Consider the following 20,846-nt stretch of genomic DNA (forward strand, 5'->3'; position numbering starts at 1 on the left):
GAAATAAAAATTTCAACCCAAAAATAATTGTATTTGAGTATAAAAACATTATTGATCATAACTGCAACAATAGTATTTACTGTTTTAAAGTAATATTGACAGCATGTTACTTATATTTAAGTGTGTTAGTGAAATCTTTAACTTTTTCCCAATCAGTGTATTCTATTTCTTTACTAATATCTGTTTCACCGCCTGTTATTTTCATAATAAAGCGGATCATGCTACGTTCAAACCAGTTATAGCGAGGGTAATATAATGCACCAGCAAATACAGCAGAATTGGTAGGCTTCCAGATCGTTTTTTGTAAAAATTTTCTGGTATAGACATTAGTCTGTGGCGTGTCTTTATTGGATTTTCGAGCTGTTAAGTTAACACTAAAAAAAGCAGTGCGTTTTTGGTTTAGAAGTGCGGTATTTTTTTGCACAAATTGAGATAAACTTTTGTGAAAATGTCCAAATCGAATTGAGGCACCGATTATTATTTGGTCATAATTTGTTAAATCTGGTGCTGTGCTAAGGTCCGCAATCGTGACAGAGTGATCTAATTGAGACCCAATAAAATTAGCAATTTTTTTTGTTTGTCCATTACGACTAGAATATAAAATTAATGTTTTCATTAGTTAAGTTTTCCAAAAAGCAGGAGTAAATAATACAAGTAGAGAAAAAAGTTCTAAGCGTCCACAGACCATAGCGAATGCGAAGACAAATTTTGCACTATCGGGTACATGAGAAAATCCTAGACTGATTGACCCTAGTCCAGGACCTGCGTTAGTTAGTGTAGCGAGTACCGCTCCAGCTGCATCGAAAGCATTCATGCCACATAAAATGACTGCCATGACTAAGACTAAAAAGATGAAGATAAAAACAACAAAAAATGCCCAAATACTTTCAACAACTCGTCTAGGTAAAATATCTTTACCAAATTTTATTGGTTTGACTAAGTTAGGATGTACAAGTTGCTCTAATTCTCGATTTGCTTGTAATGTTAGGACTAAGACTCGAATTGCTTTTAATCCTCCAGATGTTGAACCAGCACAGCCACCAATAATAGCCGAAACGACAAGCAATGTACCTAGAAATGATGGGAGTTTATTTATATCGAAAATAGTGTATCCCGAAGTCATTGACATTGATGAAAGTTGTAATGCTCCTTGAGCAAAAGAATCAACTAATGTCAAATCGTAACTTAAATATAATCCTACAGAGAAAATGGCGATAAATATAAGTTGCATGTAGAAAAAAAAGCGAAATTCAGGATCTCGATAATAGTTTTTCCACAGTCCTACACGATTTAAGTTACTTAATGCCGAAATATGTAATGCAAAATTACACCCTGCAATTAACATAAAAACTGTTGTAATAACGTAAATAACATTACTATTAAAGTATCCCATACTAGCATCATGAGTTGAAAAACCACCATTTGACACAGTTGAAAAACTATGTCCGATAGCATCAAAAGCATCCATTCCAGCTAACCAGTACGAAAATGCACATAAAACAGTTGTTAGTAAATAAGCAAACCATAATAATTTTGCGATTTCAGCGATACGAGGACGCATTTTTTGATCTTTTAGAGGACCAGAAGACTCAGCACGATATAATTGTGTACCACCAATCCCTAACAATGGAATAATAGCAACGGCTAATACAATAATTCCCATGCCGCCGATAAATTGTAAAAATTGACGGTAGAATAATATTGCTTTAGGTAATGCATCTAATCCAGACATAACAGTAGCTCCAGTGGTTGTTAAGCCTGAAAAAGATTCAAAAACAGCATTAGCAAAATTCAAATGAGTCATATCAAATAACATAAAAGGAATTGAACCGAGCAATCCTAATACTGTCCAGAATAGCACAACGATTAAAAATCCTTCTCTTGAGCGTAGTTCATGTCTTTGAGTGCGACAAAACCACCAAAGTATAGCTCCGACTATAAAATTAATAACAAAACTTTGAATGAAAGCTTTTCCGCCACCATCACCATAAAGTAGAGCAACAAATGCAGGAACTAGCATTGTTGTTGAAAAGCACATCACTAGAATTCCGATAATGCGGACAATGGATAATAAATGCACAAAAATCTCTCTTAGTTAGCTAAATTACAGTACAATTTTTCATGATAGTAATTTTGTTTAACAGTTTAACATTCCCTACAAGGAATACAATTAGTCGTCGATATACGCTACATGATAGCGGGTTTATTTTGACCGTATTTCAATTGAGTTGTATTATACACACAAGTTAGGTAATAAATTGATTATATTATGGATAAATTTCTAAATTATAATACGCTTGATACATTGGGACTGCGTTGTCCTGAACCTGTAATGTTAGTTCGTAAAACTATTCGCAATATGCAAGAAGGGGAAATTTTATTAATTCTTGCAGATGATCCCGCCACATCTCGTGATATACCAGGATTTTGTCAATTTATGGATCATACGCTTTTACAAAGTGAAACAGAAACACTGCCATTTAAATATTGGGTAAGAAAAGGTAAGTGAAGTGCAATAGCAAAATTTCCATAAAAACTACCGCACTTTTGCATAACATTCACAATAACTACAAAATCATTTTTACTAATTTGTCCGCTTTTAAACGAGCGAATTTTTTCAACAACTTTTGCACTGGCAAGGGGTATTGGTTTATATCTTCTACTTCTGAGTAGTGTTTTAATATTTGAGTGTGCCGTCTAATATAATCAAGTTCTTTATGGAATTGTGCTAGTAATTCTCGTTTTGGATCACAGATAAGCAGACCATTTTCAGCATCTAGCCACCATGCCCTTGGATTCAAGTTATTTCCTGTTAATAAAATGTAAGTATCATCTACCCAAATTCCTTTTAAATGATAACTGTTTTCACCATCTTTCCAAGTTCGAACCATTAACTGACCATTTTTAATATATTGTTCGAATTTTTGGCTAAATAATCGTAAATTATGTTCGTATAAATAAGGTAATGCTCCAGCAATTTTAAAAGGCTGTGAAGGAGGAATGTAGAAATCATTTGCAACTTTGTCACCAACAATAATTTCAATTTGCTTTCCTTTTTTTAATAAAGATTGAATCTCCAATTGTAATGAACGAGGAAAATTGAAATAAGGTGTACAAATTACTAAATTTTTTTCTACTATTCTAAATAAATCTTTAATTGTTCTATTCAATATATTGCGACTATTACCCAAACCGAATAGGGGAGATATGCTTAATTCTTCTTTAAAACTAACAGTATTTTGTAATTTATATTGCCCTTTTGTCGCTAAATTTTTGCGAAACGTGCGAATTGATTGGCGAATTTCTTTGGTTTTAGGGCGATTTGTAACATCTAATGGTAATACTACGTTTTCAGCTAATAAATGATGTTGAATGAAATTTACCAATGAATCAGCGAGTTCAGAGTTATTGATTAGGTGGTAGCGATCATATCGATATTTATTGAGTTGATTGAGGTATACATTATTTATGCTTGCACCGCTGTATAATACTGTATTATCAAATACAAAGCCTTTAATGTGTAACACTCCAAACACTTCTCTAGTATTCACAGGAACGCCAAAAAACATACTGTCAAATTTTAGATCTTCGTTTTTTAGGCGTTCATCATTGTACCAATCACTATTTGTTTTGGTTTTTTCTGCACCTAGTAAATTACGTTGTGCTCGATGCCAATCTACTAAAATTTTTACGTCTAATGCTGGTTTTTTCTGTTTAGCACAATAGATCTCATTTAAAATTTGCTGACCAGCTTCGTCATTTTGCCAATAAAGTGCGGTTATATAAATGCGAGATTCTGCTTGTCTAATTAATTCGATAATCCGCTGTTTAAAAGAAGCTGAATCGTAAATAAATTCTATCTGTTCCGCCGTAAAAGGTAAGTAGGATAATTCCTTAAGATGTTGGATAGCCCGTTTGGTTTTATCTGTCGACATGGTGTTCTCAATCATTACTATTACTTATAGGGAATTAATCCTCTAGTTTACAATATTTAGTATTAATCTTGGTAGTAAAAAGCTTTTTTTTCGTTATAATGCTGATAAATTATCTATAATGTGTAACATTTTTCACTTTATTCTAACTTAAATTAGTTATTGGTAATCAACATGAATGTAAAAAAAACTGTTTTTCAATCATCTCGTCATAATTATTCATCACGTTTTAGTCAAAATCAATTAGATGATAAAAATCTACCGCATTTTAGAAAAGCGAACCAAGCTAAATTAAGGTCTGAAAAACATAGTTCTGATTCTTCTAAAAAGAAAAAAGAATATAGAAAACAAGAAAATATAAAAAAGGAATATCATTTTTCGCAAACTACTTTGAGCAATGCTCGTCATACAGGTGAAGTTAAAGTTATAGTAAAAAGTGGCGGTAAGATTGAGAAAAAAAAGAAAACAGGTCCGTTATCACCTAGAGCACCTGAAAAAATTAAGAAAAATCGAGCTGAAGAAATGAAAATTTGTGGCGAGGCAAGCTGTCTATCGTTATTTGAAAAACGCCCTGAAAGCATTGTGCGAGTTTGGGCAACAGTAGAAATGGCTCATAAGATTGGTGAATTATTTAGTTATTTAGCCACTAATAAAAAAGTTTACCATGTCGTCACTAATAAAGAACTCGAATTAGTAAGTGGTACAGAACATCACGGTGGAATTTGCATGTTGATCAAAAAACGCCATTCTTTAACTTTGCAAGGCTATCTGGATATTCCTCGTAAACAAGATTGCTTAGTATTATTAGAAAATGTGAAAAATCCATACAATATTGGTGGTATTATTCGTGTTTGTGCATTTTATGGTGTGAGTGGCATTATTTGTTCTGAACCAGAACTGTTCAATTCAGCTACAGCAGTGAGAGTTGCAGAAGGTGGTGTAGAATATGTTAATTTACTTCAAGTAGAAAGTGCGGTTAATGCAATTGAAAAATTAAGATCAATGGACTATCAAATTGTTCGATTGACTAATAATAAACAAGCAAGTTCATTAGAAAGTTTACAAGTAGCTAAAAAATCTGTAATAGTGTTAAGTGAAGTTCCTGTAGAAAGTGCGGTAGAAAAATATAGTGAACTAATTAATTTGTCTCATAAAAATCCTTTAAAAGGAAGTATAAATGTTGCAGTTGCTTCAGGTGTTTTACTGTCGAAAATAACAGCAAATTATAATTTATCAGCATGATGAATGAGTACAAAGCGTTCCCATAGTTGTTCTTCAGTTTCTATATGATTTGGGTCTTGTTTTATGCAGTTGCTAATTGGACAAACTTTTTGACAGGTTGGACTATCATAATGTCCAACGCATTCAGTGCAAAGTGTAGGATCAATAACATAGATGTTATCACCAATTGTAATAGCATCATTGGGACATTCAGGAAGACACATGTCACAATTTGTGCATTTGTTGGTAATTAAAAGTGCCATATCTTCCCCATGTCAAATAGAAAAATCGGCATTATAAAGAATACTGATTAAAATTTAAATAGTCATTTAAGGCAATTATATATGAGCAAGCGACTGACCACATATTTATCTATTTTTGTAGTATTTTTTTTAATGTTTTTGTTAACGGGGTGGTTTTATTTTTTTCAACAGAAACAAGCTATTTCGACAGTCGTAAATCGTGATTATGACTACATTATGAAAAATGACCCGATAGGTCAAAATAAACAAGCAAAAACTCACTATTACACATTCGTACTCTCTTGGTCTCCTGCGTTTTGTGAAATTCAACGGAAACGTTATGGTGATAACCTACCTGATTCTTTAAAACTACAATGTGGTAAAACGCAGCAATTTGGCTGGATTATTCATGGTTTATGGCCACAAAATAAATTAGCACGTCGGGTGGCAGACCATCCTCGTTTTTGTCAAGGAGATTTGCCGATGATTGAACGAAAAATTATAGAACAATATTTATCGGAAAGTCCGAGTGCTTCACTATTACAAGGAGAGTGGGAAAAACATGGTTCTTGTGCTTTCGATGATGCTGAAAGTTATTTTAAAAAACAGCGAGAATTATACCGCACTTTGAAATTACCAAGCTATGCATTGTCAAAGAACAAATTATTTTCTTGGTTAAAAGAAAATAATAAACAGCTAGAGCAAGTCTATCTTAGTACAAACCGCAGTGAAATTTTTATCTGTTATGATTTAACTTGGCAGCCAATAGATTGTCCACGTAGTCGTACAGGATACTAAGCGTAGTAGTTTTTTGCTAAAAAGTGCGAATTGAAGAAGAAAATGAATTTATTTATTTTATAAAAAAAATTGAATTGATTATTTGATCTAAAACAGTTACAACCTAATAATAACTGAGTATAATGAAACGTAATATTATCAATTTATTCACTTTAACTAATATAAAAGAGGCAAATTATGTCAGTAATTAAAATGACCGATTTAGATTTGGCAGGAAAACGTCTTTTTATTCGTGCCGATCTAAATGTACCAGTCAAAGATGGTAAAGTCACTTCTGACGCACGTATTCGTGCAACTATTCCTACTTTAAAATTAGCTCTTGAAAAGGGAGCTAAAGTAATGGTGACATCTCATCTAGGTCGTCCAACTGAAGGTGAGCTAAAACCAGAAGATTCACTACAACCTGTAGTAGATTATTTGAACAATGCAGGCTTAGGTGTTCCAGTACGCTTAGTGCAAAATTATTTAGATGGCATTGATGTAAAAAATGATGAAATCGTAGTACTAGAAAATGTCCGTGTAAATAAGGGTGAGAAGAAAAATGCTCCTGAATTGGGTAAAAAATATGCCGCACTTTGTGATATTTTTGTAATGGATGCATTTGGTACGGCTCATCGTGCGGAAGCGTCGACTTATGGTGTGGCAGAGCATGCACCTGTTGCTTGTGCTGGTCCATTGTTAGCAGCTGAGCTAGAAGCTTTAGGTAAAGCTTTAAAAGAGCCACAACGTCCAATGTTGGCGATTGTAGGTGGCTCAAAAGTATCTACTAAATTAACAGTATTAGATTCTCTCTCCAAAATTGCTGATCAATTGATTGTTGGTGGTGGAATTGCTAACACATTTATTGCAGCACAAGGGAATGATGTAGGAAAGTCTCTTTGCGAAGTAGATTTAATTCCAGAAGCTCAACGTTTATCTAAAGTGACTAATATCCCAGTTCCAGTTGATGTTCGTGTAGGTACAGAATTTTCTGAAGCCGCTATCTCGACAGAAAAATCAGTTAATGAAGTAGGGGCGAATGAGTCTATTTTTGATATTGGTGATAAATCAGCAGAGCAGTTAGCAGAAATTATTTTAAAAGCTAAAACGATTTTATGGAATGGTCCAGTAGGTGTATTTGAGTTTCCTAATTTCAGAAAAGGTACAGAAATAGTTGCTAACGCAATTGCGGAAGCGACAGCAAAAGGTGCTTTTTCTATTGCAGGCGGTGGTGATACATTAGCGGCAATTGATTTGTTCGGTATTAAAGATAAAATTTCTTATATCTCTACTGGTGGTGGTGCTTTCTTAGAGTTTGTTGAAGGAAAAGTATTACCTGCGGTTGAAATTTTAGAAAAAAGAGCTAAGAATTAACTACATGGGGCGTTTTATACGCCCTTTTTAACAAATTAATGAAAATTATTCTATTATTTTTAAACAATAGGAAACTAGCATGACAAAACTACTTGATATCGTTAAACCAGGTGTGGTTACAGGTGATGATGTACAGAAAATATTTGCTTATGCAAAAGCGAATAATTTTGCACTTCCAGCAGTTAACTGTGTAGGAACCGATTCAGTCAATACTGTATTAGAAACTGCTGCTCGGGTGAAAGCACCTGTTATTATTCAATTTTCTAATGGTGGCTCGCAATTCTATGCTGGTAAAGGTCTTAAGCCTGCAAGTGGAGCGAGAGCTGATGTTTTAGGTGCAATAGCGGGAGCTAAACATGTGCATACTTTAGCCGAAGAATATGGTGTTCCTGTTATTTTGCACACTGATCATGCGGCGAAAAAATTATTACCTTGGATTGATGGTTTACTTGAAGCTAATGAAGAGCATTTTGCTAAAACAGGTAAACCTCTATTTTCTTCACATATGCTTGATCTTTCAGAAGAACCAATGGAAGAAAATATGGCTATATGTCGTCAATATCTTGCTCGTATGGATAAAATGGGCATGACTTTAGAAATTGAAATTGGTATTACAGGAGGTGAAGAAGATGGTGTGGATAATTCCGATGTGGATGAATCTCGTCTATATACTCAGCCTGAAGATGTACTCTATGTTTACGATCAGTTAAGCCCAATTAGTCATCGTTTTACTATTGCCGCAGCGTTTGGTAATGTACATGGAGTATATAAGCCTGGTAATGTAAAATTGAAACCATCAATTTTAGGTGATTCACAAGAGTTTGTTTCTAAAGAACGTAATCTTCCACCGAAAGCTCTTGATTTTGTTTTCCATGGTGGCTCAGGCTCTTCTACTGAAGAAATTCGTGAAGCAATAAGCTATGGTGCAATTAAAATGAACATTGATACCGATACTCAGTGGGCTGCATGGGAAGGTATTCTTAACTTCTATAAAGCTAACGAAGCTTATTTACAAGGGCAGTTAGGTAATCCAGAAGGACCTGATGCTCCAAATAAAAAATATTATGATCCACGCGTGTGGTTGCGTAAATCGGAAGAATCAATGTCTAAACGTTTAGAAAAGTCTTTCCAAGATTTAAACTGTGTTGATGTTTTATAATTGAAAAATAATAACCGCACTTTTAATGTGCGGTTATTTTGTTTTCAGCTAACAACTTTGTTTTTCTTTATTTTAAAAAAATAAGATAAATATCCAAATAGTAACGGCATTTACAATAGCAACAAACACTGCTGCTGAACCAAGGTCCTTTGCTCTACCAGAAAGCTCATGAAATTCTTTACCAACTCGATCAACCACAGCCTCTACTGCACTATTTAATAATTCTACAACTAAAACTATTAATATTGAGCCAACTAGCAATGACATTTCTATTTTGTTTTTTGCCAGCCACAAAGCCAACGGTATTAAAATGAAAGCAGCTAGCAATTCGTGACGAAAAGCAACTTCATATTTTATTGCACTTTTTAATCCTTTTAGAGAATAGACAGTTGATTTAATCAAATGAGTTAATCCAGTTGTTTTTTGCATAAAATTCCTTTGTCAATTATAAGCGCTTAGCTTCTATAACATCGTCTAATTTCGCTAAACGGGCCAAAATTTTACTTAAGATTTGTACATTATTCAATTCGATTTCCATATCAATAGTTGCTAGTTGCTTTTTAGTATCTGCTCTACTGGATACGCCTAGTACACTAATTCTTTCGTTAGCTAGTACAGTGGTAATATCCCGTAGTAATCCATTTCTGTCGCCAGCGATAATTCTGATTGCAATACGAAAACCATTAGCATAATTATCACCCCAACGAGAATCTACAACCCTTTCTGGGTGAGCAGCCTGTAAATCTAAAAACTGTTCGCAATCACATCGATGAATTGAAATACCTCGTCCCATTGTTATATAGCCTACGATCGCATCGCCAGGAATTGGCTGGCAGCAACGAGCAATGTGGTGCATTAAATTACCAACACCTTCAACTACAACACAGCCTTGTTTTTCATTTTTTTGCTGTGCATTGACCGCACTTTTATTAGTAACATGCCGTAAAATTTCTTCATCAACTTCTTTTGCTGATATTTTAATTAACTTGCTTTGTAGAAAATTAGCTAATTGATTTAAGCGAATATCGCCTCCACCAATACCAGCATAGAGATCATCAAGATGCTTTAAGTTATAGCGAGGTAAAGCATGTTGTTCAATTTGTTTTAGCGTTAAGCCTAAGCGGTTAATCTCATTTTCTAGTAATTCTTTGCCTGCAGGAATATTTTTATCGCGATCTTGTTTTTTAAACCAAGCTGAAATTTTAGCTCTTGCTTTGGCTGTGTGGGTAAAACCTAAATTTGGATTAAGCCAGTCTCGACTTGGGTTAGGCGTTTTTTGAGTAATAATATCTATTTGATCGCCCATTTGCAGTTGATAAGTAAAAGGGACAATTCGACCACCAGCTTTCGCACCAATACAACGGTGTCCTATTTCACTGTGAATAGCATAAGCAAAATCCAGAGGAGTTGATCCAGTTGGTAAATCTATAACCTCACCTTTAGGCGTGAATACATAGACTCGATCATCGAACACTTGACTACGTAATTCTGCCATTATTTCGCCTGAATCAGTAATATCATCTTGCCATGCTAATAGTTTGCGTAACCAAGTAATTTTGTCTTCGTAAGCTGAGCGACTTGTGACTCCTTCTTTATATTTCCAATGTGCAGCAACTCCAAGTTCAGCATCATCATGCATTTGCTGAGTACGAATTTGTACTTCGACTGCTTTCCCACCTTTACCTAACACTACGGTATGAATAGATTGGTAACCGTTTGGTTTAGGATTCGCAACATAATCATCAAATTCTTTTGGTAAATGTTTAAAATGAGTATGAACTATGCCTAATGCAGAATAGCAATCTTGCAATTTTTGTACGATTACACGCACCGCTCTAACATCATATAACTCACTAAATTCTAAATGTTTTTTCTGCATCTTACGCCAAATACTATAAATATGTTTTGGGCGGCCATAAACTTCAACTTGCTCAATATTCTCTTTTAAATGTGCGGTCAATTCTGACACAAAATCTGCTATATATTGTTCGCGATCTAAACGACGCTCTTTTAATAATTTTGCAATCGCATGATATTGTTCGGGATGCAAATAGCGGAAACAATAGTCTTCTAATTCCCATTTTAATTGACCAATACCAAGACGGTTTGCTAAAGGTGCATAGATGTTAAAACACTCTTTTGCAGCTAAAACTTTTTCTTCTTCTGTGCAACAATTTTCTGCATCCCGTAAGAAAGTAATCCGCTCGGCTAACTTAATGATTACGCAACGAAAATCGTCGACCATTGCAAGTAGCATACGACGAACATTATCTACTTGTAGTGTATTGGCAGAATGGCTGGCATTAAGTTGACGAATATTATCCATTTCTAATACGCCTTTAGCCAGTTTTGCAATATTCGCACCGAAATCCTCTTTTATAGTCTCCAAACTAACAATATGGTAATTTACAACAGGATAAAGCATTGCTGTAATAAGGGTGTCTATATCCATATTTAGACTATGTAAAATTTCCACCATTTCTATAGCTTCTGAGAGAGAACGGTGTTTATTTTTTTCATTTTGAGCTAATTTTTGTTGTGAATAATGCCATGCAGTGATCAATGCCTGCTTTACATTTTGTGGTACACCTAAATCAACGCACCATGTTTCAATCACGAAATCTTTCAGATTTAATAAGTGTGATCCCCGTACAGCAACCATAATATTTTCCTATTCTTTTTCAAACAGACTGATACTTTCCAAATGTGCAGTATGTGGAAACATGTCAATCATCGCTACTTTACTGAGATGGTAGCCAAATTTCAATAAAATTTCAGCATCCCGCACTAATGTTGCAGGATTACACGATATATAAAGTACTTTTTCTGGGTTTAAACTACACAACGCATTTAGTGCAAATGCTGCTCCGTTGCGAGGAGGATCAAGTAAAACTTTATTAAAATGCTGTGTTGCCCAAGCTTGACTAGTAAAAGGCTGATCTAAATCAGCCCGATAAAAACGTACATTATTGCAATGGTTTAGTAAGGCATTATTAGTTGCTTTCTCTACCATTGCAAAAACGCCTTCAATACCAACTGTATTTTTAACTAATTGACTGATTGGTAAAGTAAAATTTCCCATTCCACAAAAAAGATCTAGCACGTTATCAGTGTTTTTTAACTCTAACCAATTGATTGCAGTCTCAACCATACGTTGATTGAGAGCATCATTAATTTGAATAAAATCTCGGATATCAAATTGTAGTCGTAAATCTTTTTTTAACTGATAGTAAGGTAGACTACCATAAAGATGTTGAATATTATCATCATCCTGTACAAATAACGTTAAATTTTCAGATTTAGCGAGATCCAATAATAAAGTGCGGTTAATTTCAGTTAATTTTCCTAAATGTCGTAATAACATTGCTACACCATTATCAGCTTTTACTAACTCAATATGCCCAAGCGTTTTAGGGGTTGACCAATTGGAAAAAAGTGTGGTTAATTTTGGTAAAATATGATTCAATTGCTCTTCAAGTACGACACAATAATTTATTGGGATAACTGTTTTTGAGTTTTTTTGGCGAAATCCAATGTTCAGTTTTCTATTGTGATATTGAATGCTTAAACGAACTTTTCGGCGATAATGGACATCATCATCTATGATCATTGGCATAAATTCAATTGGTTTTACTTGTAGTTTAGCTAAACGGCTAAATAATGCTTTTTGTTTTGCTTGTCGTTGTAAATTAATTGCAATATGAAGCGTCTGACATCCGCCGCATTGTTGATAAAATTGGCATTGTGGCTCAACACGATCTGAACTTTTTTGTAAAATTTTAACTGCTCTTGCTAAACCATATTGCCGTTTTTCGTCTAAAATCACGGCTTTCACTTTTTCATTCGGTAAAGCATTTTCCACAAACCAAGTTTTTCTATTGATTTTTGCTACGCCTAAGCCTTGATAATCTAAATCTTGTACAGTAATAACCAAACTCTCTGTTTTAGTTACAGTTTTTTTAGAATGATAAAGTAATGCCATAGTTATTTTCGGTATAAAATGTACTGACTAAATAGTTCTCTACTTTTTAAAGGTTTATTTCCTAAATAAGGTTTTAATGCTATACGAATAAATCGTTTTGCTGCCTGTAATACGCTCGGTTCAATAAATTCTTTTCGATCAAATGCTAGTAGTTCTCTACCATAAAAAGTTAAATTGTCTTGAATTAACGAAGCAATAAATCCCTTTTCTTCGCGATAGCGATAAGTCATATGTTCATCAATCGGTTCGCCTGATCCTGCACAATGTAAAAAATCAACACCATATCCTATAGCATGTAATAATTCAAATTCAAATTGCCGTAAGCTAGCTTCCACTTTATTAGGTGAAGCTGCAAGTGCAGTTAAACAACGTAAATAAGTTTGAAACAAATTTACGTAAGCTGTTTCCTGTGGTAATAATCGCATTAGCAGTTCATTGATATAAAAACCGCTGTAAAGTGCGGTTGATTGTAGCGGTAAACTAATAGATGCAGCTTCTGCTTTTGTCAAAATTTTTAGCTCACCACGTCCAGTCCAGCGAAGAAGCAGAGGCGTAAAAGGTTGCAACAAACTTTTGAGCGAAGAACGCTTAGATCTTGCCCCTTTTGCTAGCACAGTTAATCTTCCAGTTTCTTCTGTAAACAGATCGACTAACAAACTTGTTTCACTATATGATCGTCGATGTAGTACAAAGCCACGTTGCCAATTTTCTATAACACTATCCTTTTAATAATATGTTTTGCATATTTTAACAGATTTTTGACCGTACTTTTGTTTCTATTTCTGTTAATATAAATAAAAAATTTATACATGAAATATTATGAGAATACCAAGAATATACCATCAGTTTCCATTAAAAAACGTGAAAATATGCCAACTTAGTGATGACGGTGCAAATCATGTTGGACGAGTACTACGTATGCAATCGGGTGAATTATTAGAGTTATTTGATGGTAGCAATTATGTTTATCAAGCGGTTATTAGACAAGTTAATAAAAAAGCAGTTGAAGTTGAGATTTTGAACGGTCGATCTGATGATCGAGAAAGTCCATTGCATATTCATTTAGGGCAAGTGATTTCTCGTGGAGAAAAAATGGAATTTACTATACAGAAATCTGTTGAGCTTGGTGTTAATGTAATCACGCCTTTGTGGTCAGAGCGTTGTGGTGTAAAATTAGATGCAGAGAGAATAGAGAAAAAAATAAACCAATGGCAAAAAATTGCCATTGCTGCTTGTGAGCAATGTGGACGAAATGTTGTACCACAAATTCGTCCTGTGATGAATTTAGCTAATTGGTGTGCAGAAAAAGATCAAAGTGTAAAATTAAATTTGCATCCAAGAGCAACATATTCTATTCGTACATTGCCTGCAATCTCATCTCAGTCAGTTCGTTTATTGATTGGACCTGAGGGGGGATTATCTGCACAAGAAATAGCATTAACTGAACAGTTCAATTTTACTGAGATTTTACTTGGTAAACGTATTTTACGAACAGAAACAGCAGCATTAGCAGCAATTACAGCACTGCAGGTTTGCTTTGGAGATTTAGCCTAATTAAGCTAATGGATAAGGAATAGAAAGAGATGGAATTACGAGATCATTTTTTGATTGCAATGCCACATTTAAATGATGGCTATTTTAGTCGTTCTGTTGTTTATATTTGTGAGCATAATGCACAAGGAGCAATGGGATTAGTGTTAACTAAAACTACAGATTTGAGCATTGCGGAATTATGTATCAAAATGAATTTTATGATGGCTAACAAACGTTGTTATTCTAATGATTTAATTCTTGCAGGTGGCCCAGTAAATTTAGAGCGAGGATTTATTTTACATACAGCAACTGTACAATCTTTCGAAAATAGTTATAAAGTAACAGACGATGTGTATTTAACTACTTCAGCTGATGTGATTGAAAGTTTCGGCACTTGTGACTCCCCACAAAAATATCTCGTTGCATTAGGTTGTGCTAGTTGGTCAGCAGACCAATTAGAAAAAGAAATTGCAAATAATGATTGGTTAGTTGTGCCAGCTAATGAACGAATTCTATTTGATGTGGCTCCAGATGAACGTTATTTAGAGGCTAGCATGCTGTTGGGGATAAAACATTATAATTTTACTTATCAAGCTGGACATTGTTAGAGGTTGCTATTGATGGAGTTTACAGCCATTGCCTTTGATTTTGGCACAAAAAGTATAGGCTGTGCTGTGGGGCAAAGTATCACAGGTACGGCTCAATCTTTACCAGCATTTAAAGCACAAGATGGTATTCCAGACTGGAGTGCGGTAGAAAAATGTTTGAAAGAGTGGAAGCCTGCTATAGTTATTGTTGGTCTGCCGCTAAATATGGATGGTACTGAACAAGAACTGACTTTACGAGCGAAAAAATTTGCAAATCGTCTACAGGGACGTTTTGGTGTAAAAGTTGAATTACAAGATGAAAGATTAACTACAACAGAAGCTCGGTCTGAAATTTTTCAGCGTAGTGGATATCGAGCGTTAAAAAAAGGCAAAGTAGATAGTGTTTCTGCATGTCTAATTCTAGAAAGTTGGTTTGAAAATCAATAGGATATGGGATTAAAATAACATTGAGTGAGAACTTCTTATTTGTGCTATTTTACTGTAACTTTATTAAGGAGATTATATGAAAAAAACATTTTTTGCTCTTACTTTTGCAACAATTGCACTACCAGCGTTGGCGACAACACCATCTGCATTAGTATTACAAACCGACTTTAGCCTGAAAGATGGAGCGGTTTCTGCTATGCAAGGAGTAGCTTTTGGTGTCGATTCTGAATTAAAAATGTTTAATTTAACTCATGAAATTGAACCTTATAACATTTGGGAAGCATCCTACCGTTTATACCAAACAGCAACTTATTGGCCTCAAGGTACAGTATTTGTTAGTGTCGTTGATCCAGGTGTTGGTACAGAACGTAAATCTGTCGTATTAAAAACTAAAACAGGGCATTATTTTGTAACACCAGATAATGGAACTTTGACATTAGTAGCAGAACACTTAGGTATTGATGCACTACGTGAAATTGATGAAAAGACTAACCGTCTAAAAGGCTCAGAGAAATCTTACACTTTTCATGGGCGTGATGTTTATGCATACACAGGAGCAAGACTAGCAGCAGGAAAAATTTCATTTGACCAAGTTGGTCCTTTGCTAGAACCTAAAGTCGAAGTGATTGAGTATCAACAATCAACTTTAGAGAAAGATACCTTAAAAGGTAATATTCCAGTGCTGGATATCCAGTATGGTAATATTTGGACAAATATCAACGATACTTTATTAGAAAAATCAGCCATCAAAAAAGGTGATCATGTTTGTGTCAAGATTACGGAAAAAACAGAAAAAGGGTTAAAAACACGTTATAGTGGAAAAATGCCTTATGTAAGCAGTTTTGGTGATGTGCAAGAAGGTAAGCCTTTGATGTATTTGAATAGTTTATTGAATGTTTCATTTGCATTGAACATGGATAGTTTTGCTAACAAATATAAGATTAAATCTGGTGCTGAATGGTCAGTTTCAGTGAAATCTTGTAATAAAAAATAAAAGTGCGGTGAGATTTTATATTTTTACATAAACCTCCCGATTAAGAATATCTAGCATCCCTAAAAGTGTTTACTTTTAGGGATTTTTTATCCTAACTATTTTTCTAAATAATTCGAAATCCTAGTTATTCGTCATATTTATCCAGTTTCCCATTTTATCAATATATCCTATTATGCCTTTATAAGTTACTTTTGCCTTGCCGTTTTTGAATCGCTCTGCTTTTTCAAAAATCGGATTAATTACCCAGTTGCCAGTGGTATTGAGATAGCCCCATTTTCCTCCCACACACTTATCGCCTTGCCAGTAACCATTTTGATAAACTCCAGCTAAGCCTTCACTAAACCGTCCCGCCATACAGAATTGTGGTTTTACTACCCAGTTACCTTGAGTATCAATGAATCCCCACATTTGGTTATAGTTCGATTTGACTACCGCTCTCCCGTTATAGAAACCTCCTACTGCGAGATATTCTGGGCGAATAAGTACGTTACCAAATTGATCAGTAAACCCCCACAGCCCATTTTGCTCAAATTTTTGCAAATTAGGATCTGCTTTTTGTGCTAACCGATTTTTCCGAACTTTTTGCATTTCTTCAAAAAGATGAAAGTTATTCATCAAATCTGTTGAAAGTTGCTGAAATGTTGCATCAAACTGAACTACTGGGATATCTTGAAGATCTGCTATATTTTGAAATGCCCGATTACGCACATGCAACGTATTAAAGAAAGAGTGTGTTTTACGGCTTTTGTTTTCGAATGAAAGCACTTGGTCAGTTATCGAGGCCAATACATCAAAGTAAAAACAACCTTTTTTCAAGCTAGAATTGGCATAACAGTTTTTCACCCATGTTTCTAATGCTAAATAGGAAAAATTACTTCGTTCTATTTCAGCCACAAAGTCGCTAAATGTTTGACGTAGCTCAGTTTGAGTAATCTTAAAACCATTCAGTGGCACAGGTAGAGTACTTTGTTTTAGTTGGTTTTCTTGTTTAGCGATTTCTGCTTTGGTTCTTTTTTCTTCATTTACTCTTTCCTCTGCTAAACGGATTTTTTCTTCCGCTTCTTGCAGTAATCGCTCTGCCTTTAAACGGGCTTGTTGCTCTTCAGACCATTTCTGCTCTGCCTTCTGTTTAGCTTGTTCGGCAGCGACGAATTTAGCTTCAATTATAGCCCTCTCTCTTTCTAATTCCTCCTTAATTTTATTCAGTTCCTGCTTTGCTTGATTATTCAGTTCATTAACTTTTTCACAGCCTTTTAAAATTCCAGCATCACAACTTTGTTGGAAATAAAATTGTTCTTTTTGCTTATCGCTCTCATAAAGTTCAGCAAGACGATACATCGCCTCGCCATTTTTTTGATTAGCTGCTGCCTGTAAAAATTCGATAGCTTGTTTTCGTTTAGCACGTTTTAATAAGATTTCTGCGAATAATTTTTGAGCTTGAGGGTCACCTTTATTTGCTGCAATTTCGCAAAAATCTTCGGCCAACAATGATTTACTTTCATCATTAGATAATGCAAGACATTTTTTTACATCTTCATCTCCACAACCTGAAAGTAAAAATACATTAGCAATAATTACAATGGAAAAAACTTTTCTTAACACCATATATCCTATGATAATTTCGCTGAAACCATTGCAATACAGCAATCATCACCTGTATGTCTTTGTAAAAAATCTTCAGCATAGAATGCTTTAGTTAATTGATAACGGAACAAACGCTCTTGACGTAATAAATCGGCCCAAGATGACAAGCGCTGAGCTACTTTATCCCCTTTATTGGATACAAATTTTTCTGCACTGCCATCACTCATCGCAAACAAAGCGGTAATATATTTGGATTCCACCACACCACTTTGGACATCATTAGGTTGCAAGTGTTCACCAATAAAGGTTGTCGCATTAGCATATTCACCTTTACCTACTTCACCAAGTGTTGATAATTTTGAGATAACACCGTCTAGCGTTTTCTCTTTTTTCTCTATGACTAATGCTCCATCTCCCACTTTTACCCAAAGCGTATGCACTTTACCGATAATAGCTAGGAGTAAGGTACAACGAAAATCTTTCAAAGGACGGCGATGCTCAGTTTCAAGATCTTCTAAAATTCCTTTTGCATGTTTCACTAAAATTAATGCGGCATCGTGCTGTTTAGCCTCACTTGATTCTTGATCCAACAATTCAGAAAAATATCTTTCCATTGTTTTTATAAAACGAGCTAAACCAGTGACTACGGCTTTTGACCCCAAATCTGATACTGCTGAACTACCAGCTCCATCAGCAATAATGACAGTAGGTTTAGGAGACACAAATGCAACTGCTGAGTCTTGGCAGGGTAGAGGAGCGGTTGCTTTTCGGTGTGAAATACCAGCAACAGCTTCATATTGTGCAAACCAGTATGAACTTGGTTGAATATACTCTCCTAATCGTAAAATAACTTCTGAACTGACTTCCTCTTGCTGAGATTTTGTACTTTCCTGATGATATTCCACTGCTTGTATTTGCTCTTCATTTTTCTCGCTCGTGATCACTGAAATTTTCTCAATAGCTGCGAGTTGCTCATCTTGTGCTTCTTTGCTGTTTTTAACCTGTATTTCAGCAATTTCTTTATTATCCTGTTTCTTTTCTTGATGAAATTTCTCAGATTTAGGAGATCGAAAACGAAAAACTTTAAGAAGAGTGAAAATAAACTTCATAGTTATATCCTTATTTAAAGATGTTGTTAAATAAACTACCTATTTTTGAAGCCGTTTGCATTGGCTTAGGTAATTGTGCTGAAAGCTGATTCTGCTTAGCTGTTTGATTAGAGGGAGCCAAACCTGATAACTCTTTGGATAATTCCCCTTGTTGCATTTTTTTATAATATATTCTCAGCTCTTTTATCCACTCAGATAATGTAGCCCGAGCCTTAGGATTATCCATTCCCTCGGTAAATGTGCGAATAAATAGCGTACGGATACCATAGGGTAAATTTCTCCACATTTGTAAAGCATTACCTTTTGGCACTTTGGAACCAGAATCTTTAGTATAAGGGAATGTACCATTTTTGATATTTTGAGCCCGAGATTCCCCTCCTATCATATCGAACGGATGTCGCCAGTTCATCAACACTTGGAATATCAGTACAGCAATAGAAAAACGCTCACTTTCTGAGGTTCGACAAGCGACAGTCTCAAAAGGAACGCCTTGATGTTCTCTTGGGGTGGTGTCAGGTGATCCAACTAAACACTGGAAGAAACTTTCTGATGTATCAATTTGAAAGCTATCACAATCCAATAAAATAACTTGGTGTGTCTTCAAATTGATAAGTATATTATTCAGGTTATAATCACCTATCATCACTTTTTGGGCATGTAACTCGCTCACTAAACGTACAAACTGAATAAGATAATTTACTAAGTGAAGTCTATCCATATCAGGGATATGGTTTTTGTATTCCATTGGGCTGAGTGAATTAAATTTAATTCCGTTCTTACGAGACATTGCATACCCAACCCACTGCCTTCGATTATTATACAAACTAATTTTAGGCCAGCTTAATGAAGGATTGTTACGAAATATCGCAATATGTCGCATCGCTTCAACTTTTCTAGATAGTTCTTGGCCTCTCTTATCAAGAACACGCTGGTGGTAACGTTTAAATAAAATATTTGGCTTTGCTTTGAGGGAAAAAATATCCGCTTCACCGCCTGAGCCGAATTTTTTATCTAAACCTACAGAGATATGATTAACATCAAAAACTTTTTGCATAATTTCTCACAAATTGCACCGCTTGCAAGCGGTGCAAAAGATTCTTAAATTGCAGCCCAACCATCAACAGGTGGTAAACCAACTTGATCCCCCACATTCGAATTAGAAACTCGACTCATACTTGCGGATAACCATTGGAAAAACTGAGCAAATTTTAAACCGTTTAATTTCAATGCTGGACGGTTACTAAATTCACCCAAAATATCCATATCCGCAGAATCTACACCAACAGGAAGTGAAATCAATTTACGGTTATCAGCAAGACTTTTTGCACGAGCTGCCGCTGGTAGCCAATCATCAGTTGGAGCTCCATCACTAATCACTACTAACCACGGCTGATAATAAGATGTCCCAGTTTGTTGATATTCAGCTTTGCGTTGTTCAAGCATATCTAATCCTCGAGAAACCGCTTCACCCAATGGGGTTAAACCACAGGCTTCAAAAGTTATAGTCTGCTCAATATGGCTTGCAGTGGTAAACGGCATAACCTCCTCGACCATTTCGCCAGCAACCATAATAGCAACCTCTACTGAATGTTTGGCAGTATCATCATCTTGCAACGCCCGAATAAATTGTTTTACACCAGCATTAAGTTGTTGAATAGGAGCTCCGCTCATTGAGCCTGAAGTATCTAATACCAATAAGCAAGGACAGCGGGGCGTTGGGTTATCAATTAAATCATTAAAGCTCATAATGTTTTCCTTTTATTAGTGTTAAAAAATCTCGAAAAATTACTATTTTTTAGGTGTTTTATTTTTTTAGACAGCTCTTCTTTTTTATCGCCTTTATTGTTCTCTGAATTTAAAGATTGCATTCACTCAGTAACTTTTTGAATTTCATTTTGCGGATTA

At 35.0% G+C, this 20,846-nt stretch carries 21 protein-coding genes; 9 read left to right on the forward strand and 12 right to left on the reverse strand.

Features of this window, described 5'->3' with window-relative positions; all coding sequences use genetic code 11:
• Positions 1-106 precede the first annotated feature (106 nt).
• Positions 107-616 carry a menaquinone-dependent protoporphyrinogen IX dehydrogenase gene (gene hemG, locus ACFQ02_RS07730; protein ID WP_380821388.1) on the reverse strand — a complete coding sequence of 170 codons (510 nt, stop codon included), beginning with the start codon at positions 614-616 and terminating at the stop codon, positions 107-109.
• Between the two features lie 3 nt (positions 617-619).
• Complete coding sequence (locus ACFQ02_RS07735; protein ID WP_380821390.1) at positions 620-2,080, reverse strand: TrkH family potassium uptake protein; 1,461 nt, start codon at positions 2,078-2,080, stop codon at positions 620-622.
• 189 nt (positions 2,081-2,269) lie between these two features.
• Here ACFQ02_RS07735 and tusA point away from each other — a divergent pair, with 189 nt between their 5' ends.
• Positions 2,270-2,509, forward strand: coding sequence for a sulfurtransferase TusA (tusA, locus tag ACFQ02_RS07740; RefSeq protein WP_380821392.1), 240 nt, complete (start codon positions 2,270-2,272; stop codon positions 2,507-2,509).
• A 58-nt stretch (positions 2,510-2,567) separates the two neighbouring features.
• Here tusA and pssA read toward each other — a convergent pair whose 3' ends face one another.
• Positions 2,568-3,935, reverse strand: coding sequence for a CDP-diacylglycerol--serine O-phosphatidyltransferase (gene pssA / locus ACFQ02_RS07745; protein WP_380821595.1), 1,368 nt, complete (start codon positions 3,933-3,935; stop codon positions 2,568-2,570).
• A gap of 171 nt (positions 3,936-4,106) precedes the next feature.
• Between pssA and ACFQ02_RS07750 the strand changes: the two genes are divergently transcribed.
• Positions 4,107-5,174 carry a TrmH family RNA methyltransferase gene (locus tag ACFQ02_RS07750; RefSeq protein WP_380821394.1) on the forward strand — a complete coding sequence of 356 codons (1,068 nt, stop codon included), beginning with the start codon at positions 4,107-4,109 and terminating at the stop codon, positions 5,172-5,174.
• On the opposite strand, the gene ACFQ02_RS07755 is transcribed toward ACFQ02_RS07750, so the two are convergent.
• Complete coding sequence (locus ACFQ02_RS07755; RefSeq protein WP_380821395.1) at positions 5,156-5,416, reverse strand: YfhL family 4Fe-4S dicluster ferredoxin; 261 nt, start codon at positions 5,414-5,416, stop codon at positions 5,156-5,158. The two genes, ACFQ02_RS07750 and ACFQ02_RS07755, sit on opposite strands and share 19 nt — an antisense overlap.
• Before the next feature lie 81 nt (positions 5,417-5,497).
• Here ACFQ02_RS07755 and ACFQ02_RS07760 point away from each other — a divergent pair, with 81 nt between their 5' ends.
• The 3 genes from ACFQ02_RS07760 to fbaA all read left to right on the forward strand — a co-directional run bounded on the left by ACFQ02_RS07760 (position 5,498) and on the right by fbaA (position 8,705).
• Complete coding sequence (locus ACFQ02_RS07760) at positions 5,498-6,193, forward strand: ribonuclease T2 family protein (RefSeq protein WP_380821398.1); 696 nt, start codon at positions 5,498-5,500, stop codon at positions 6,191-6,193.
• Positions 6,194-6,370: 177 nt separating this feature from the next.
• On the forward strand, positions 6,371-7,546 hold the full coding sequence (locus ACFQ02_RS07765) for a phosphoglycerate kinase (RefSeq protein ID WP_380821399.1): 1,176 nt from the start codon (positions 6,371-6,373) through the stop codon (positions 7,544-7,546).
• Between the two features lie 79 nt (positions 7,547-7,625).
• On the forward strand, positions 7,626-8,705 hold the full coding sequence (gene fbaA, locus ACFQ02_RS07770) for a class II fructose-bisphosphate aldolase (RefSeq protein WP_380821401.1): 1,080 nt from the start codon (positions 7,626-7,628) through the stop codon (positions 8,703-8,705).
• A gap of 72 nt (positions 8,706-8,777) precedes the next feature.
• Here the strand turns inward: fbaA and ACFQ02_RS07775 are convergent, their stop codons facing one another.
• From ACFQ02_RS07775 to recO, 4 genes are read right to left on the reverse strand one after another with little or no spacing between them, the layout of a single operon-like run.
• Positions 8,778-9,134, reverse strand: coding sequence for a diacylglycerol kinase (locus ACFQ02_RS07775; protein ID WP_380821403.1), 357 nt, complete (start codon positions 9,132-9,134; stop codon positions 8,778-8,780).
• A gap of 16 nt (positions 9,135-9,150) precedes the next feature.
• A complete protein-coding gene (relA, locus tag ACFQ02_RS07780) occupies positions 9,151-11,367 on the reverse strand; it encodes a GTP diphosphokinase (RefSeq protein ID WP_380821405.1) in 2,217 nt (738 codons plus the stop codon).
• 9 nt (positions 11,368-11,376) lie between these two features.
• Positions 11,377-12,687, reverse strand: a complete 1,311-nt coding sequence (rlmD, locus tag ACFQ02_RS07785; RefSeq protein WP_380821407.1) for a 23S rRNA (uracil(1939)-C(5))-methyltransferase RlmD — start codon at positions 12,685-12,687, stop codon at positions 11,377-11,379.
• Between the two features lie 2 nt (positions 12,688-12,689).
• Positions 12,690-13,400 carry a DNA repair protein RecO gene (recO, locus tag ACFQ02_RS07790; protein WP_380821598.1) on the reverse strand — a complete coding sequence of 237 codons (711 nt, stop codon included), beginning with the start codon at positions 13,398-13,400 and terminating at the stop codon, positions 12,690-12,692.
• 106 nt (positions 13,401-13,506) lie between these two features.
• Between recO and rsmE the strand changes: the two genes are divergently transcribed.
• From rsmE to ACFQ02_RS07810, 4 genes are all read left to right on the forward strand, one after another.
• Positions 13,507-14,241, forward strand: a complete 735-nt coding sequence (gene rsmE / locus ACFQ02_RS07795; RefSeq protein ID WP_380821410.1) for a 16S rRNA (uracil(1498)-N(3))-methyltransferase — start codon at positions 13,507-13,509, stop codon at positions 14,239-14,241.
• A gap of 29 nt (positions 14,242-14,270) precedes the next feature.
• Complete coding sequence (locus ACFQ02_RS07800; RefSeq protein WP_380821413.1) at positions 14,271-14,828, forward strand: YqgE/AlgH family protein; 558 nt, start codon at positions 14,271-14,273, stop codon at positions 14,826-14,828.
• A gap of 12 nt (positions 14,829-14,840) precedes the next feature.
• Entirely contained in the window at positions 14,841-15,254 is a 414-nt protein-coding gene (gene ruvX, locus ACFQ02_RS07805; RefSeq protein ID WP_380821415.1) for a Holliday junction resolvase RuvX, read from the forward strand.
• Between the two features lie 76 nt (positions 15,255-15,330).
• On the forward strand, positions 15,331-16,248 hold the full coding sequence (locus tag ACFQ02_RS07810; RefSeq protein WP_380821417.1) for an SAM hydrolase/SAM-dependent halogenase family protein: 918 nt from the start codon (positions 15,331-15,333) through the stop codon (positions 16,246-16,248).
• 120 nt (positions 16,249-16,368) lie between these two features.
• Here the strand turns inward: ACFQ02_RS07810 and ACFQ02_RS07815 are convergent, their stop codons facing one another.
• From ACFQ02_RS07815 to ACFQ02_RS07830, 4 genes are read right to left on the reverse strand one after another with little or no spacing between them, the layout of a single operon-like run.
• Positions 16,369-17,850, reverse strand: coding sequence for a WG repeat-containing protein (locus tag ACFQ02_RS07815; protein ID WP_380821419.1), 1,482 nt, complete (start codon positions 17,848-17,850; stop codon positions 16,369-16,371).
• A gap of 8 nt (positions 17,851-17,858) precedes the next feature.
• A complete protein-coding gene (locus tag ACFQ02_RS07820; protein WP_380821421.1) occupies positions 17,859-18,941 on the reverse strand; it encodes a protein phosphatase 2C domain-containing protein in 1,083 nt (360 codons plus the stop codon).
• Positions 18,942-18,951: 10 nt separating this feature from the next.
• Entirely contained in the window at positions 18,952-19,995 is a 1,044-nt protein-coding gene (locus ACFQ02_RS07825; protein ID WP_380821423.1) for a kinase, read from the reverse strand.
• A 44-nt stretch (positions 19,996-20,039) separates the two neighbouring features.
• On the reverse strand, positions 20,040-20,687 hold the full coding sequence (locus ACFQ02_RS07830) for a vWA domain-containing protein (protein ID WP_380821424.1): 648 nt from the start codon (positions 20,685-20,687) through the stop codon (positions 20,040-20,042).
• Positions 20,688-20,846 lie beyond the last annotated feature (159 nt).

The sequence above is a fragment of the Seminibacterium arietis genome (assembly GCF_042675725.1).
Classification (GTDB): domain Bacteria; phylum Pseudomonadota; class Gammaproteobacteria; order Enterobacterales; family Pasteurellaceae; genus Seminibacterium; species Seminibacterium arietis.